Genomic DNA, 15,404 nt, shown 5'->3' on the forward strand with positions numbered 1-15,404 from the left:
AACTGAACCGCGAACTGCGCCGCGCCGGAACACTCCTATCCACAGCAGGCCCATCCCGGGTGTCCCTGCCAATCGAAGAAGTGAGCATCATGGGCCGAGTGGTCGCCGCCGCGGTATACAGCGCGGGCAAGAAGATTACCGACATCAGCCTCGACGACGGCGCGCAGTGGGCGCGGCGTCCGGGGCATTTCGTATGGATCGGCCTGGAACAGCCCGACGCCGAACAGATGAGTCAACTGCAGAAACAGTTCGACCTGCATGAGCTGGCCATCGAAGACGCCCTCGAGGTGCACAGTCGACCCAAACTCGAAACCTTCGGCGATGCACTGTTCATCGTGACCTATTCGCCGATCCGTCGAGACGGCAAAGTCGAGTTCGTCGAGACCCATATCTTCGCCGGGCGCGGCTACATCATCACTTGCCGCAACGGTCACTCGGCCTCCTACGCCTCGGTGCGCAAGCGTTGCGAAGCGCGACCATTGCTGCTCGATCACGGCGAAGATTTCGTGCTCTACGCTCTGCTCGATTTCGTCACCGAGAATTACCAACCGGTCAGTGAGACCATTCACTGCGAAATCGAATCGCTGGAGCGCCGCGTGCTCGGTGGCTCGCTCAACGAAGCCGATATCCAGCACCTGCACGGGCTGCGCCGCGAGCTGCTGCGCATGCGCCGCTATGTGGCGCCCATGGTCGAGATCAGTGAAGAGCTGCAACGGCTGGACTTCCCGTTCATCGACAAGAACATGCGCCCCTATTTCCGCGACGTGCAGATTCATGTGAACCGGCAGATGGAAGACTTGGCGACCATGAGTGACATCGCTACGCAGACCATCGAGATCGGCCTGCTGCTGGAGTCGTCGCGGCAAAGCCTGACCCAGCGCAAGTTTGCCGCGTGGGCAGCGATCCTGGCCTTTCCCACGGCCGTCGCCGGTATCTACGGGATGAACTTCGAAAACATGCCGGAGCTGACCTGGCACTACGGCTACTACATCGTGCTGGGGGTCATCGCATCCGGCTGCACCGGCCTGTTCGCCGGCTTCAAGCGCGCTGGCTGGCTGTAGCCGCGCGCTGTCCGACCCTGCCACAGGGCACGAGCGTCACGCCGCGGGCGGGGTGCCCTGTGCGACGAAACGCATCATCCATTCAGCCACGGTGATGCCGTGGTGATCACGGTCCAGGCTGGCAATGGCTTTCTGATACACCGGCTCGCCCAGATGCTGCTGACGAATGTCGAGCAGCGCTCTGGAATAGTCATGGATGAATTCCGGATGCCCCTGGAAACACAGGACCTGATCACCGATCTGATACGCCGCGAATGGGCAGAATTCGCTCGACGCCACGACCGATGCGTTCTGCGGCAGCGACGTCACCTGGTCTTGATGGCTGATCAGCAGGGTCAACGTTTCGACTTCCGGACTCATCCAGGACGCACGGTTGGCCAGGCTGTATTCATGGGTGCCCACGCCCCAGCCTTGGGTCGCGCGCTCTGCCTTGCCGCCCAGCAGCAGCGCCAGCAACTGATGGCCAAAGCAGATGCCGAGCAGCTTGTCGCCGCGCTGGTAGCGCTTCAGCAGAAACGTCTTGAGCGTTTCGATCCACGGGTCGGTGGCAAAGGAGTCAGCCTTGCTACCGGTGACCAGATAAGCATCGTAGTGGGCATCGGCCGGTGGGTATTCACCGTTCATTACGTTGAACACGGTGAACTTGGCAGGAATGGGCTGGCTGGCGAACAACGTTTCGAACATGCGGCCGTAGCCATGGTATTGCTCGACCAGTTCGGGCCGCAGCACGTCGGTTTCCAGGATGCAGATGTTGAGGGTCATAGGTCACTCGATGGAGAGGGAACGCAGGTAGCAAGCGTGCCCGTTATCGGCGCTGGCTGGCAAGTGAAGCTGCGCCGGATTTGCCCGATGAACGGTAATTCACATCGCAGAGCTTGCATTTGCCTTCTTGGGCGTCTAGCACGGCATGTTCAAAATCGGCAAAAGAGTTCCTTAGTCGAATTTGATCGAAACGACCCTGCCTACCGTGGCAAAGCGTTCTAAGGCCCGTCAATCAAGGGTTCTAAGGTAAAAGCATGACTATTGATGCAGCCGTATGGGTACATCGAGTCGTGGGGGGTGCACCTTTTCGCCAAGCTCAACCGCGGTTGCAGCATGGGTTGGCGCCAGGAAGAACATAACTCATAGGCAGTCTGCCATGTTCAAACATCCAAAAATCCGCCAGGCCGGACTCATCGTGTTCACCATGACGCTGGTGCTGATCCTGCCCAATCTGGGCAGGCTGTTCAGCTGACGTTTCGCGGCCAAACCTCAGGGCGCTCTCGCCGCAGCGGCGCCTGTGCAGGCGCACGTCCGAAATCTAGCCTTGAGTCTGGCTCTGGGACTGCGGCGCAGTGGCCACGCTGACCACAGGTGCGCTCGGCGCGACCAGTACCTTGGCGTGCATCTGCTCGAAACCGCCACCGCGACGCATGCCGCGCACCGGGCAGGCATCCAGGTAGTCCAGGCCTATCGCCAGTTTCAAGTGGCGTTCCGGGCGCGCCAATTGGTTGGTCACATCGAAGCTGTACCAGGCATCGTCGAGCCAGGCTTCGGCCCAGGCGTGGCTGGCCATGTGCTCGGTGTCCTCGGTAAACAGGTAGCCAGAGACATAGCGTGCCGGGACCCCCAGGCTGCGGGCACAGGCAAGAAAGGCATGGGTGTGGTCCTGACAGACCCCGGCACCGCTGGCGAAGGCTTGCGCGGCACAGGTGTCCACGGCCGTCGCACCGCTGGTGTAGGTGATGTGCTGGTGCAGGCCCTGCATCAGGTCGATCAGGCCATTGCGGTCGCGCCGCGTGTGGCATTGTTCGGCGGCAAAGGCACGCAAGGCGTCGTCGGCCTCGGTCAGCCGGGTGAACCGCAGGAACGGCAGCGGTGACTGTGTTTCGTGTTCGGCCTCGCGGGTTTCGTCGATCTCGACCTGGCCACGCGCGCCGATGATGATCGCGTCGTGCGGCTCGTCCAGGGTCAGCACATGCAGGATGTTGCCGAACGGGTCGAGCTGGGCGCGCACCGGGCGCGGCAGGTCAAGCTGCCAGCTGAGAATGCGCTGGCGTTCGCTGTCGTGCGGCGTAAGGCGCAGGTACTGGATGCTGGCGCGCACCTCGTCATCGTAGTGATAGGCGGTTTCGTGACTGATGTTAAGCCTCATACAGCCTCCAGATAGGCACTGTGGATCGCATTGCCCAACTGGCGCACCAGCGGGATCTGTTCGTTCAACCACTCGTGCAGGCCTTCGTCGAGGATCTCATCGATACCGGTGTAGCGCAGGCGTGCATCCAGTTCGGCGGCCAGGCGCTGCGCCGGGCGACCATTGGCGCCGGGCAGGTCGGCGAGAATCTGGTTGATCTCCTCGGTACACGCGCGCAGCGAACGGGGCACGTCGGCGCGCAGCAGCAACAGTTCGGCCACCGGCTTGGCGGCCGGTGCATCGCGATAGATTTCGGTGTAGGCCTCGAAGCTCGACAGCGCGCGCAGCAGCGCACTCCACTGGTAGTAACCACGGGCCGAGCTGTCGTCGACCGAATAGGCATCGTCGCCGAGCATCTCGTAACGCGCATCGAGCAAGCGCAGGGTGTTGTCGGCGCGCTCGATGAAGGTGCCCAGGCGAATGAAGCGGAACGCATCGTTGCGCATCAGCGTGCCATAGGTCGCTCCACGAAACAGGTGGGCGCGCTCCTTGACCCAGTCACAGAACCGACTCATGCCATAGCGACCCACGCCCTGCTCGGCAATCCCGCGGATCTCCAGCCAGGTGGAGTTGATGTTCTCCCACATGTCGGCGGTGATCCGCCCGCGCACCGCATGGGCGCTGGCCCGTGCCGCACCCAGGCAGCTGTAGATGCTGGCCGGATTGGCCGGATCCAGGGCGAAGAAATGCAGTAGGCGCTCGGCATGCAGCTGGCCGTGGCGTTCCAGGTAGTCTTCCAGGGTGCCAGTGATCAACAGCGGCATGGCAATTTCGTCGAGGCCGTCACCGCGGCCATCCTGCGGCATCAACGACAGTGAATAGCTGACATCGAGCATGCGCGCCAGGTTTTCGACGCGCTCCAGATAGCGCGACATCCAATACAGATCAGAGGCAGTTCTACTTAGCATTGGCAGGCATCCTTAATCCTCGACCACCCAGGTGTCTTTGGTCCCGCCGCCCTGCGACGAATTCACCACCAGCGAGCCTTCACGCAACGCCACGCGGGTCAGGCCGCCTGGCACCACGCGGGTTTCACGGCCGGCCAGAACGAAGGGGCGAAGGTCGATGTGGCGCGGTGCGATGCCGTTCTCGACGAACGTCGGGCAGGTTGACAGCGACAACGTGGGTTGGGCGATGTAGGCATGGGGTCGGGCCTTGAGGCGCGCCCGGAAGTTTTCGATTTCGGCGGCACTCGCGCAAGGGCCTACCAGCATGCCGTAGCCACCCGAACCCTGGGTTTCCTTGACCACCAGATCGGGCAGGTTGGCCAGCACATGGGACAGCTCCGAAGGCTTGCGGCACTGCCAGGTCGGCACGTTCTTGAGGATGGGTTCTTCATCCAGGTAAAAGCGGATCATGTCGGTGACGAAGGGGTAGACCGACTTGTCGTCGGCCACGCCGGTGCCGATGGCATTGGCCAATACCACATTTCCGGAGCGATACGCGGCCAGCAGGCCGGGAACGCCAAGCATGGAGTCGGGGTTGAAGGCCAATGGGTCGAGGAAGGCGTCGTCCAGGCGTCGATAGATCACGTCCACCGGCTTGGGTCCGTCGGTGGTGCGCATGAACACCTTGTCGTCACGCACGAACAGGTCAGCACCTTCCACCAGCTCTACGCCCATTTCGCGCGCCAGGAAGGCGTGCTCGAAGAACGCACTGTTGAACCGGCCCGGGGTCAGCACCACCACGCTGGGATTGTCGATCGCGCTGGAGCTTTTCAGGGTATCGAGCAGCAGATTGGGGTAGTGATCCACCGGAGCGATGCGCTGCGCGGCGAACAGCTCGGGAAACAGCCGCATCATCATCTTGCGGTCTTCGAGCATGTAGCTCACGCCACTGGGCGTGCGCAGGTTGTCTTCCAGGACGTAGTAGGAACCGTCACCGTCGCGCACCAGGTCGACCCCGGAAATGTGCGAATAGATATCGCGGTGCAAGTCCAGTCCTTGCATCGCCAGCTGATACTGCTCGTTGGCCAGCACCTGCTCGGCAGGGATGATCCCGGCCTTGATGATGCGCTGGTCGTGATACAGGTCGGCGAGGAACATGTTCAGCGCCTTGACGCGCTGGATACAGCCACGCTCCACGATGCGCCATTCGCTGGCAGGAATACTGCGTGGAATGGTGTCGAAGGGAATCAGCCGTTCGGTACCCTGCTCGTCCCCATACAAGGTAAAGGTGATGCCGGCTCGATGAAACAACAAATCGGCCTCGCGTCGACGCTGGGCAAGCAGTTCCTGCGGCGTATCGGCCAACCAACGGGCGAACTCCCGGTAATGCGGGCGAACTTGGCCATCGGCATCGTACATCTCATCATAATAGGTGCGGCTCATGCCGTACTCCTTGTCACCCGGACCCAAGAGCCTTCGCAAGGCCCGTGCCATCGGCATATGTGCCATTAAATCAAGCGCTTGGAATTCCCAGTCGGGAACCGTGCACCGTTATTGTGCGGCAACGTCCGAACGCCGCTGACATACGCTTCATTGCGAAGCGGATATTTCAAGCGGCTTGAGGCTATGACCAGCATAGATAGAGTTGAATTCAATAGCTTGCAGCGTTAGTGCATATTTAATTCATCGGCACCGGCAAAAGCTTGGCGCCCCATTGCGAGTCACCGAATTCCCTTTCGCCGCCACCTTGTGAGCGGCTTTTTTTTGCCTGCAATTCGCTGAGCAGGTGAACCACGGCGCTGCCGTGGTCCACCTGGTTTCAGGCCTGCGGGCGTTGGACCTCGTGCTTCACGCCCCACCCCTCGATTTCGCCTCCCAGAGGCTCGACCACGGCTTCGAAATCCTGCTCGAATTCACCGATGCCGCCGTAGGTCGCGTACATCAGCTTGCTCAACTCCAGGTGCCAGGCACCGTCGTCGCGCTCGCTTATCTGGGCATTGAGCGACTCGCCGCGAAACTTGCCGGCAGCCGTCCGCGCCCGGTCTTCATCGGGAAAGACCGCATAGAACTCGATAGGATGAATGCGTGCGAAATCGAAACCGCCCTCTTTCATGCGGCGCAATACATTGCTGCTGATGTCTTCTTGATAGGTTGTGCTCATGAATCGTCTCCCTCAGCAATAACGACGGATAGACTTTCAGTACTTCCAGAACCTCCTCGGAACAAGGAATGGGTGCGGTGCAGCGTCGAGGACGCGGCGCCTGGAATCGAGCCTGTTGCAAGAAGCATGGTACGAAAACGAGCAGCAGAATCCGTGGGGACCCTGCCCGCAGAGTAGCGCGAAGGCCGGGCCCGTGCCAATGGCCCGGATCAGATGAAATTCAAGCGACTTCGGTGATGGCCGTGATTTCCACGCTGTGCTGCGACTTGAGGGTCTTGGCGACCGGCGAGGCAACGTTGTCGGGAAGATTGACTTCATCCAGTCCGGCTGCGACGGGGTACAGCTTGGAGCGAACGAGCGTTGCCGCCTCTTCGATCGACGGGCAGGTGTCAGCACGGATGGCCATGCTGTCCAGCACGCCATCCTTGTTGACGAAGCTGATTTTCCACTCTTTCATCGGTGTACATCTCCTCGACGGAATTCAGGCAGGAATCTGCTTGATACGCTCACACAACGTTGACTCGCAGCGGCGGGGATTCGTTCCGGCCAGCGGATTGCCGGAGGCGTGCCACGCAGCGCCGACACGGCCATGAAAAAAGGCCCCGAAGGGCCTTTTACAGTACACCAGGTACTTACTCCTGCTTGCTCTCCACCGCACCTGCGGTGTTGTCCAGCAGGCTCTTGGTCGCGGTCTGGATGAACGAGTCCAGCTTGGCCCGCAATTGCGGCACATCGTCGGCATCGGGGATCAGCTGGGCGTCGAATTCACGGCCCAGCTGATAGCGATACAGCCGCGTGTCCATGTCACGGGGCTCGACCAGAATGCGGTCGCCCTTGATGATCGCCACGGTCTGCTCGCTGCCCGAAGGCTTGATCACGGCGAAGCCGGGGTCGCCGGCAGGCAGGTTGAGCAGGTCGCGTCCCCAGCACTGGTGCTGGCCGGCGCCGCCCAGGCGGCCCATGATGGTCGGTACCACATCGGGCTGCGAGCCGACGGTGTGGTTGACCTTGCCGAATTTCTCCTGGATGCCCGGCCCGACCAGCAGCAGCGGTACGTTGAAGCGGCCCAGATCCATCTCGGTGATCTGCTTCTGGTTACCGAAGCCATGGTCGCCCAGTACGATGAACAGGGTTTCCTTGAAGTACGGCTCCTTGCGCGCCTTCTCGAAGAACTGGCCCAGGGCCCAGTCCGAGTAGCGCATGGCGGTCAGGTGCAGGTCCAGGCTGCCGCGCCCGGTGACCTTGTCTACTGGCAGATTCGCCGGCAGAGCGTAGGGCACGTGGTTGGACAGGGTCTGCAGCAGTGCGTAGAACGGCTTGCCGGCGGCGCCGCGCTTGGCCAGTTCTTCGTTGCCGCGGTCGAACATGTCCTGGTCGGACACGCCCCAGGTCGGATCGGAGAACACTGGATTGACGAAGTCGTTGCGGCCGATGAACGTGGTCATGCCCTGGTTGCTGAAGAACCCGGACTGGTTGTCCCAGGCGAAGTCGCCGTTATAGACATACACGTCGTCGTAACCTCGCGCGGCGCTGAGCATCTCCGGCAGGCCGGAGAGCTTGTGGCTGCCCTCGGGAGTCTGCATCAGGTATTCGAAGCCCGGCAGGTTGGGGAAACAGCCCATGGTAGCGAACATGCCCTGATGGGTATGGGTACCGCTGGAGAAGAAGCGATCGAACAGCAGGCCTTCCTGGGCCAGCTTGTCGAAGTACGGCGTGATGCCGCCCTCGGCGCCCAACGCGCCCACCGAATGGCCGGCAAAGCTCTCCATCAGGATCACCACCACGTTCTTGATCGGCAGGGTGTTGGCCTGAGGCGGCTGGAAGTTGCGGCGCACGGCGGCGGTGTCGCTGTCCACCAGGGTGTCGTGGGGCGTCAGCAGCATTTCACGGACGGCGTTCTGCGCTTCGTCCTGCGGCAGGGTCGCCTTCCAGATATTGTCGCGGTCTTCGGACATGCGGCTTTTCGCGGCGGCGATCAATGTCAGCGAGCCGTTGAGGCCCAGCTGGTTGGCGAAGTTCGAATCGGTGGTGTAGGCGTCGCCCCAGCGCAACGGCGGACCTTGGCGCAAGGTGCCGCGCGCGGCCACCACGGCAATCAGCAGGATGACCACGAACACACCGACGCGTGCATACCACGGCGCCACCGGCTTGCCGACGCTGGCCGCCGTGGCGAAGCGCGGACGGGTCAGGCGGTCGAAGCCCTTGAACACCAGGCTCAGCAGCCAGGTCACGAAGACCCAGGCCAGCAGATAGCGCACCACGGGATAGCCATACCAGATCATGCTCAGCACGGTCTTGGGGTCTTCCTTCACGTACTGGAACACCAGGCCGTTGAGGCGCTGGTGAAACTCGCGGTAGAAGTCCATCTCCATCAGGCCGCACAGCAGCACCACGCTGGACACTACCGTCAGCCAGGCGCGGAACAGCCCGCGCCAGCGCATGGCGCGAGCGCTGAGTACCGCCAGCAGCAGTGGAATCAGCAGGTACACCACCAGGCGCAGGTCGAAGCGCAAGCCATTGAGGAAAGCTTCGACGAAGGTGCTGGCAGGCGTATCACCGATCATCTCGCGGTTGTACATCAGCAAGGCCAGGCGCAATCCGCTGAGCATCAGCATGATTGCCAGGCCGCTGAGCAGGGTATAAGCCAGGTGCGATTTGACGGTCGGTTGCAGGGTGCCGCGCGCGGCCTGCTTTTGACTCAAGGCGTCCGGAGTAGCCATGTGTGGGAAAGGTCCGTTGAGGTCTGTCGGTTAGGGTCTATGCGTGACGCGAAGGTGAAATCTGGGCGCGGATTGTCCGTGAAGACAGGTGAAAATTCCGTTCAGATTCTTTGCTGCGGCCGCGAAACGGCGGTCCGGCCGAGGATGATACGTCGGTAGGGCTGGCAGGTCGAACCCGTTGCAGGTTCGACCTGTTGTATTCAGACCCGCACGTTGCCGCGTGGACCGGCGATTGCCCAGATGATCAGGCCCAATACCGGCAGCAGGATGATCAGCAGTACCCACAGGACCTTGGCCCCGGTCGAGGCACCACTCTTGATGACGTTGATGACCGCCCAGATGTCCAGCGCGAGGATGATCAGGCCGATCAGGCTATTGAAAGTGGAACCCATGTGATACTCCTTGTGGATGGCATGCATCAACTAGGATAGCGGCGTGTCGCAGGGGTTCCGTGGCAACCGAGCGAAAGCTGGAACTAGCGTTCAGACGTGCAGTGCGACGCGCAATGCCTCCAGGGCAGGTACTGCCACGATGTGCAATTCGGCACCCAGCGCCATCACCCGATCCACATCCTTGCCGTACACCAGCACCATCTGCAGTTCATCGTCCAGCGGCTGGCTGAAGTTGAACAGCACGTAGCCGCCCTCCTCCTTGCTCATGGCTCCCAGTTGCACCTGGATACGATTGAGTGCGGTCAGCGCCTCGACCTTGCTCAGCTGCTTGGGTTTGATGTTGAAGGTCACATCGGGCCCGAACGAGTCGATGATCTGCTGCAGCAGCTCGGGGTAGGTGTCGGCCTGGAAAATGACCGTGTCGGGCAGGCTGCCCACCACCACCCATTCGCCCAGCGGGATGGCAAAGCTGTCGTCGTAGTTGATGTCGGGGTTGGCGGCCAGGAAGGCCTGGGGATCGGCGTAGGCCTGGGCGGCCTCATCGGCAATGCGTTCGATGTCTTCATCGCGCATGCAGCCCGAACCGATTTTACCGATGAGTTCGACAAGTGACTGTTTCATGAGGCAACCCCTGCGGCGCTGGAAAAAGGCCGCAAGGATAGCCGCAATTCAGCCAGGCGGGTATCAGGCCGCCAGCTTCTGCAGCTGTTCGATGGTCAGCGTGGCCCCCATGGCACGCGCGGCGCCCAGCGCATCGATGCCTTGGGCGTCCACCGCGTTCGGGTTGGCGCCTTGCGCCAGCAGGTATTCGACCATTTCCGTGCGATTGAACATCGCGGCCATCATCAGCGCGGTCCGGCCATCGGCCGATGCACCATCGACCGGGGCGCCCTGCTCGATCAGCAACTGCACCATCGGCAGGTTGCCCTTGAAGGCGGCGCCAGCCATGGGCAGCTGGTTCTTGTCGTTGGCAATCAGCGGGTCGGCCTTGTATTGCAGCAGCGCGCGTGCCGCATCGAGGTGGCCGTGATAGGTCGCCAGCATCAACAAGGTATCGCCATTGTGGTTGCGCAGATTGGGCGGCAGGCCCTTCTCCAGCAGGCGCTCGAGCATCTGTGCATCACCGTTGCGAGCGACGTCGAACACTTGTTCAGCGAACTCGGCCGCTTCTTCGTCGTTCATCTGGCGAGCGTCGGGTTGGGTCATGGCAAAACCTCCTGGCAAATGGTTCACGGTAGGCAGTGTTCCCGCTGGGCTTCAAGCCTGCAACAGAGCCTGGCTATCGCCCCTGGAAGCGGGAATTTATTGGCGATTTGTGGTCATAGACAGTAGTGACGCGGGAAAAAATCCGTGCTGTGCCTGTCATTCCCTTCGGGCGACTTACCGTCAGACCCACCACGCCGCGCAAAATGCAGCATGCCCGACGACCATTCATGCAAATTGCACGGAGCCCGAATTTTGCGATATTCACAAGCTGTTGATTTACAAGGATTTTATATTTAACGAAACTTGGCACACTCGCTGCAACTACCTAGACATGCCTGCCAACTTGCTAGGAGCTGCACATGAACTTCCTCCACGAAAAATTCGTTTCCGTTTTCTCCGAGTACGAAGTGACCACCCAGCCGCGTCCGGATGGTGCTGTCCTGCTGACCCTGCGTGATACCGATGGCAAACAGATCAAACGCTCGATTTCCTACGCTCAGCTGCACACCCCTGAGCAACTGACCTGGGTCATCAGCGCGATTCGTCGCGACCTGGCCGGCGAAGCCAGCCAGCTGCCAGCGATCAATATGCTGCAAAGCCAGAACCGCTTCGCCCTGCCGACCTACCACTCGGCCTGATCAACGCGAGATCAGCGCGAGCTGATCTGCCTGGCAAGCGTTGCTTGGCACGTATTCGCTGAACCGCTGTTCGTTTGACCCCTGCTGTTTGATTGAATGCTGTTGCTTGACCTCTGTTTCTTCTAAAGCCCGATACCTGGCGCATCCTGGTATCGGGTTTTTTTTCGCCTCGATAAAAGCCGGATCAGTCGTCCAACCCTGGAAACAGATCGTTCGCTGGCTGCACCACGTACTCCGGGCACCAGCCGTATGAATCGGTGAACACACGCAACGCAATCAACCGCCCCCGCTCGCCCATGTCCAGCCAGTGGGCCATGCCCGCTGGAACCACGACGCGATCATCGCGCTCGCACAGCAGCGCGTACACGTAACCCCCAACGTGCAGGTTCAACAGCGCGCGGCCCGCCAGCACGCACAGCACCCATTCACCGACAAGACGATGCTCGCGCAGCAGTTCGGCCTGCGTTGAGGTGTGCTGCACGTTGCTATCGTCAAGGCTGAGCACGTCCACGCTCATGTAGCCACCCTGGGCCATCCAGGTGTCGACCTCGGCGCGGCAGGTCGCGACGATCTCTTCGGGGCTTGCCTCGAACGACACGGGCAGCGTCGATCCGGCGCGCTCGAAGCGCACACCGAGCTCGGCCAAAGTGGCCGCAATGTCTTCGGCATGGCTCAGCACCTTGTTGGGGATGTCCGCAGTGCTGTGGTGATAGACGCTCAGGCGGCTCATGCAAATTCCTCGAATGGTTTCAGTGACTGGCCACAGGTGGCAGATCATGGGGTGTGCGTCTGAGCATGATCAACGCGGCAGCGAACGCGGCGAGGCTGGCCAGGGCAAAGGTGCCGGTGGCGCCCAGGGATTGCCACAGGTAGCCGGAGTAGAGCGCCCCCAGGGCGCCGCCGACACCGGCCAGTGCGGCATACAGGGCCTGCCCCTGACCCTGCTGATGGGCGCCGAAACTGCGCTGCACGAAATGGATCGCCGCCGCGTGGAAGCTGCCGAAGGTGGCGGCGTGCATCAGCTGCGCCAGCACCAGCAGCCACAGGTGTTCGGCGAAACTGCCCAGCAGCAGCCAGCGCACGGCCGCCAGAAGGAAGCTGGCGATGAGCACATGACGCAGGGAAAAGCGCGCCAGAATCCGGCTCATGGCCAGGAACATCAAGACCTCAGCCACGACTCCGACGGCCCACAGCATGCCGATCACTGCACGGCTGTAGCCCAACTGCTCCAGGTGCAAGGTAAGAAACGTGTAGTACGGGCCGTGGCTGAGCTGCATCAGGCCCACACACCCATAGAACGCCAATACACCGGGGCGCACCAGCTGTTTCATGAAGCCCTCCCCGGTCGTGCGGCGAGGGCCCTCGCCGGCGGGCACATCCGGCACCCACGCGCTGGCCGCGACGATACCGGCCATGATCAACAGCAACGCGTAGGGATAGGTGTCCAGGCTCAGGCTCTCGAATACCCGGCCCAGGCCCACCACCGCCAGAATGAAGCCGATCGAGCCCCACAGGCGGACCTGGCTGTAACGTGCGGTTTGCCCCTGCAGGTGTGCCAGCGTCAGGGTTTCGAATTGTGGCAGTACCGCGTGCCAGAAGAAGGCATGCAGGGCCATGACCATTGCCAGCCAGGCGTAGCCGGTGTCCACCAGGATCAGGGAAAAACTGGCCAGGGTGCAGACCGCGCCGATGCGCACGATGGCCAGGCGTCGACCGGTGCGGTCGCCCAGCCAGCCCCACAGGTTGGGCGCCACGCAGCGCATGAGCATGGGAATCGCCACCAGCTCGCCGATGCGCGCGCTGTCGAAGCCCAGATGGTGGAAGTACAGCGCCAGGAACGGCGCCGTCGACCCGAGCAGGGCGAAGTAGAACAGGTAGAAAGTGGACAGCCGCCAATACGGGACCGAATGCCCCGCCGGCGGCGGCACCGCGCTCAAAGCTGGCCCAGTACCGGAGTGTCGACCTTGACCTCGGCATTCTGCCCGCGATGGCGCAGCAGGTGGTCCATCAACACGATGGCCATCATGGCTTCGGCGATGGGCGTGGCGCGGATGCCCACGCACGGGTCATGGCGGCCCTTGGTGATGACGTCCGCCGGCTGGCCGTGGACGTCGATCGAGCGACCCGGCGTGGTGATGCTGGACGTTGGCTTGAGGGCCAGGTGGGCAACGATCGGCTGGCCCGAGGAGATACCACCCAGCACACCCCCCGCATGGTTGCTGAGGAACCCTTCGGGCGTCATCTCGTCGCGGTGCTCGGTGCCGCGCTGGGCGACGCAGGCAAAACCGGCGCCGATTTCCACGCCCTTGACGGCGTTGATGCTCATCAAGGCATGGGCCAGCTCGGCGTCCAGGCGATCGAAGATCGGCTCGCCCAGCCCCGGCATGACGCCTTCGGCCACTACGGTGATCTTGGCGCCGACCGAATCCTGGTCGCGGCGCAGCTGGTCCATGTAAGCCTCCAGCTCCGGGACCTTGTCCGGATCGGGGCTGAAGAAGGCGTTGTCTTCCACGCCGTCCCAGCTTTTGAAAGCAATCGGGATCGGGCCCAGCTGGCTCATGTAGCCGCGGACCTGGATACCCTGGGTGGCCAGGTACTTCTTGGCGATCGCGCCTGCGGCCACGCGCATGGCCGTTTCGCGCGCCGAGCTGCGGCCACCGCCACGGTAGTCGCGCTCGCCGTACTTGTGATGGTAGGTGTAGTCCGCGTGGGCCGGGCGAAACAGATCCTTGATCGCCGAGTAGTCCTTGGATTTCTGATCGGTATTGCGAATCAGCAGGCCGATGGAGGTACCGGTGGTACGCCCTTCGAACACCCCGGAAAGAATCTCGACTTCATCGGGCTCCTGACGCTGGGTCGTGTGCCGGCTGGTGCCCGGCTTGCGTCGATCGAGGTCGCGCTGCAGGTCGTCCACGGAAATTGCGAGCCCTGGCGGACAGCCGTCTACGATGGCGACCAGCGCCGGGCCATGGCTTTCGCCAGCGGTGGTGACAGTGAACAGCTTGCCGAAGGTATTGCCGGACATGCAGGGCGCTCCGCGAAATCAACCGAATCAGACAGAGCGCCAGTATACGCAGGGTCGACGGCCAGTTCATCCCTGAACCTTAGCCGGACGCCCCAGTCCAAAGCGCACTTCCCTCGATAGTGGCTCGATGATGTTGCAGATGACGTTCCGATTGGTGGCCTTGATACTGTTCGTCAGCAGCACCGCTGCACTGGCCGCCACCCCTGATATTGCCAGGCGCCCGATCGAGCTGCAGACCGCTCAGGGCAAGCTGTACGGCTCGCAGCTGGTGCCCCGCGCGGATCGGCCGGTGCCGGTGGTGCTGATGATTTCCGGCTCCGGTCCGACCGACCGGGACGGCAACAATCCCGAGGCGGGTCGCAACGACAGCCTGAAGAAGCTCGCCTTGCTACTGGCGCAGAACAACATTGCCAGCGTGCGCTATGACAAACGCGGCGTGGCCACCGGGCGCAAGGCCACCCCCGACGAGCGTGATCTGAGCGTGGCAGGCTACGTCGACGATGCCGTGGCCTGGAGCGCGCAGCTCAAGCGCGACCCGCGTTTCGGCCCGCTGATCATCCTGGGCCACAGCGAAGGTGCGCTGATCGCCACCCTGGCAGCGCCGCGCGCCAATGCCGATGCGGTGATTTCGCTGTCGGGCAGCGGTCGTCCCCTGGGCGAAGTGTTGCGCGAGCAGATCGGCGAACGCCTGCCAGCCGAACTGCAACCGCGCAGCTACCAACTGATCGAGCGGCTGGAAGCCGGGCAGTATGACCCGGACGTGCCCAAGCCCCTGCAGGTATTGTTTCGCCCCAGCGTGCAGCCTTACCTGATTTCGCTGTTGCGCCAGGACCCTGCGCAGGCCTTCGCCGCCTTGAAGATCCCCGCCCTCATCGTGCAGGGCAGCAACGACATCCAGGTCGGGATTGGCGATGCGCAGGCACTGCAACGCGCCAAGCCCGATGCGCAGCTGGCGCTGATTCCCGGCATGAACCACGTGCTGCGTATCGTGCCGATGGACCTGCCTTCGCAACTCAAGTCGTATCGTGACCACAAGCGTCCGCTGGCGGCGGAACTGGGTCAGGCAGTAGTGAAATTCATCGACGGGCTTTGACGCAACGCGCCAGGGGACCCATGGCAGCGTTCAAGAGTGGGCAGGCAT

The 15,404-nt window shown here is 62.2% G+C and carries 16 protein-coding genes; 3 read left to right on the forward strand and 13 right to left on the reverse strand.

The features are described from left to right. The first annotated feature begins 89 nt into the window (after window positions 1-89). Complete coding sequence (locus IFU31_RS04965) at window positions 90-1,061, forward strand: magnesium and cobalt transport protein CorA (protein ID WP_185794353.1); 972 nt, start codon at window positions 90-92, stop codon at window positions 1,059-1,061. Between the two features lie 36 nt (window positions 1,062-1,097). Here IFU31_RS04965 and IFU31_RS04970 read toward each other — a convergent pair whose 3' ends face one another. From IFU31_RS04970 to IFU31_RS05015, 10 genes are all read right to left on the reverse strand, one after another. Continuing rightward, the gene (locus tag IFU31_RS04970; protein WP_192102437.1) at window positions 1,098-1,823 is read right to left on the reverse strand and encodes an amidotransferase; all 726 of its coding nucleotides are present in this window, start codon (window positions 1,821-1,823) and stop codon (window positions 1,098-1,100) included. 538 nt (window positions 1,824-2,361) lie between these two features. After that, window positions 2,362-3,195 carry a transglutaminase family protein gene (locus tag IFU31_RS04975; protein WP_122476294.1) on the reverse strand — a complete coding sequence of 278 codons (834 nt, stop codon included), beginning with the start codon at window positions 3,193-3,195 and terminating at the stop codon, window positions 2,362-2,364. Continuing rightward, complete coding sequence (locus IFU31_RS04980) at window positions 3,192-4,142, reverse strand: alpha-E domain-containing protein (protein WP_122476296.1); 951 nt, start codon at window positions 4,140-4,142, stop codon at window positions 3,192-3,194. The genes IFU31_RS04975 and IFU31_RS04980 overlap by 4 nt, the downstream gene beginning before the upstream one ends. Window positions 4,143-4,154: 12 nt before the next feature. After that, window positions 4,155-5,564 carry a circularly permuted type 2 ATP-grasp protein gene (locus IFU31_RS04985; protein WP_122476298.1) on the reverse strand — a complete coding sequence of 470 codons (1,410 nt, stop codon included), beginning with the start codon at window positions 5,562-5,564 and terminating at the stop codon, window positions 4,155-4,157. A 376-nt stretch (window positions 5,565-5,940) separates the two neighbouring features. Next, complete coding sequence (locus IFU31_RS04990; protein ID WP_122476300.1) at window positions 5,941-6,282, reverse strand: ribonuclease E inhibitor RraB; 342 nt, start codon at window positions 6,280-6,282, stop codon at window positions 5,941-5,943. 220 nt (window positions 6,283-6,502) lie between these two features. Then, complete coding sequence (locus IFU31_RS04995) at window positions 6,503-6,739, reverse strand: hypothetical protein (protein ID WP_122476302.1); 237 nt, start codon at window positions 6,737-6,739, stop codon at window positions 6,503-6,505. Window positions 6,740-6,914: 175 nt separating this feature from the next. Then, a complete protein-coding gene (locus IFU31_RS05000; RefSeq protein WP_192102438.1) occupies window positions 6,915-9,002 on the reverse strand; it encodes an LTA synthase family protein in 2,088 nt (695 codons plus the stop codon). A 200-nt stretch (window positions 9,003-9,202) separates the two neighbouring features. Next, window positions 9,203-9,394: a PLDc N-terminal domain-containing protein gene (locus IFU31_RS05005; RefSeq protein WP_043185491.1), complete on the reverse strand. Its 192-nt coding sequence runs from the start codon at window positions 9,392-9,394 to the stop codon at window positions 9,203-9,205. A gap of 90 nt (window positions 9,395-9,484) precedes the next feature. After that, on the reverse strand, window positions 9,485-10,015 hold the full coding sequence (locus IFU31_RS05010; protein ID WP_122476306.1) for a hypothetical protein: 531 nt from the start codon (window positions 10,013-10,015) through the stop codon (window positions 9,485-9,487). 63 nt (window positions 10,016-10,078) lie between these two features. Beyond that, a complete protein-coding gene (locus IFU31_RS05015; RefSeq protein WP_122476308.1) occupies window positions 10,079-10,600 on the reverse strand; it encodes an ankyrin repeat domain-containing protein in 522 nt (173 codons plus the stop codon). A 359-nt stretch (window positions 10,601-10,959) separates the two neighbouring features. On the opposite strand from IFU31_RS05015, the gene IFU31_RS05020 reads away from it, so the two are divergent. After that, a complete protein-coding gene (locus IFU31_RS05020) occupies window positions 10,960-11,238 on the forward strand; it encodes a DUF3509 domain-containing protein (protein ID WP_043185483.1) in 279 nt (92 codons plus the stop codon). 184 nt (window positions 11,239-11,422) lie between these two features. On the opposite strand, the gene IFU31_RS05025 is transcribed toward IFU31_RS05020, so the two are convergent. From IFU31_RS05025 to aroC, 3 genes are read right to left on the reverse strand one after another with little or no spacing between them, the layout of a single operon-like run. Continuing rightward, on the reverse strand, window positions 11,423-11,968 hold the full coding sequence (locus tag IFU31_RS05025) for an acireductone dioxygenase (RefSeq protein ID WP_192102439.1): 546 nt from the start codon (window positions 11,966-11,968) through the stop codon (window positions 11,423-11,425). Between the two features lie 19 nt (window positions 11,969-11,987). After that, on the reverse strand, window positions 11,988-13,166 hold the full coding sequence (locus IFU31_RS05030; RefSeq protein WP_192053417.1) for an MFS transporter: 1,179 nt from the start codon (window positions 13,164-13,166) through the stop codon (window positions 11,988-11,990). A gap of 5 nt (window positions 13,167-13,171) precedes the next feature. After that, window positions 13,172-14,263 carry a chorismate synthase gene (aroC, locus tag IFU31_RS05035; RefSeq protein ID WP_192052965.1) on the reverse strand — a complete coding sequence of 364 codons (1,092 nt, stop codon included), beginning with the start codon at window positions 14,261-14,263 and terminating at the stop codon, window positions 13,172-13,174. 139 nt (window positions 14,264-14,402) lie between these two features. Here aroC and IFU31_RS05040 point away from each other — a divergent pair, with 139 nt between their 5' ends. Next, entirely contained in the window at window positions 14,403-15,356 is a 954-nt protein-coding gene (locus IFU31_RS05040) for an alpha/beta hydrolase (protein ID WP_244647019.1), read from the forward strand. Window positions 15,357-15,404: the final 48 nt, after the last annotated feature.

Source organism: Pseudomonas sp. CFBP 13602 (assembly GCF_014842725.1).
Classification (GTDB): Bacteria; Pseudomonadota; Gammaproteobacteria; order Pseudomonadales; family Pseudomonadaceae; genus Aquipseudomonas; species Aquipseudomonas baltica.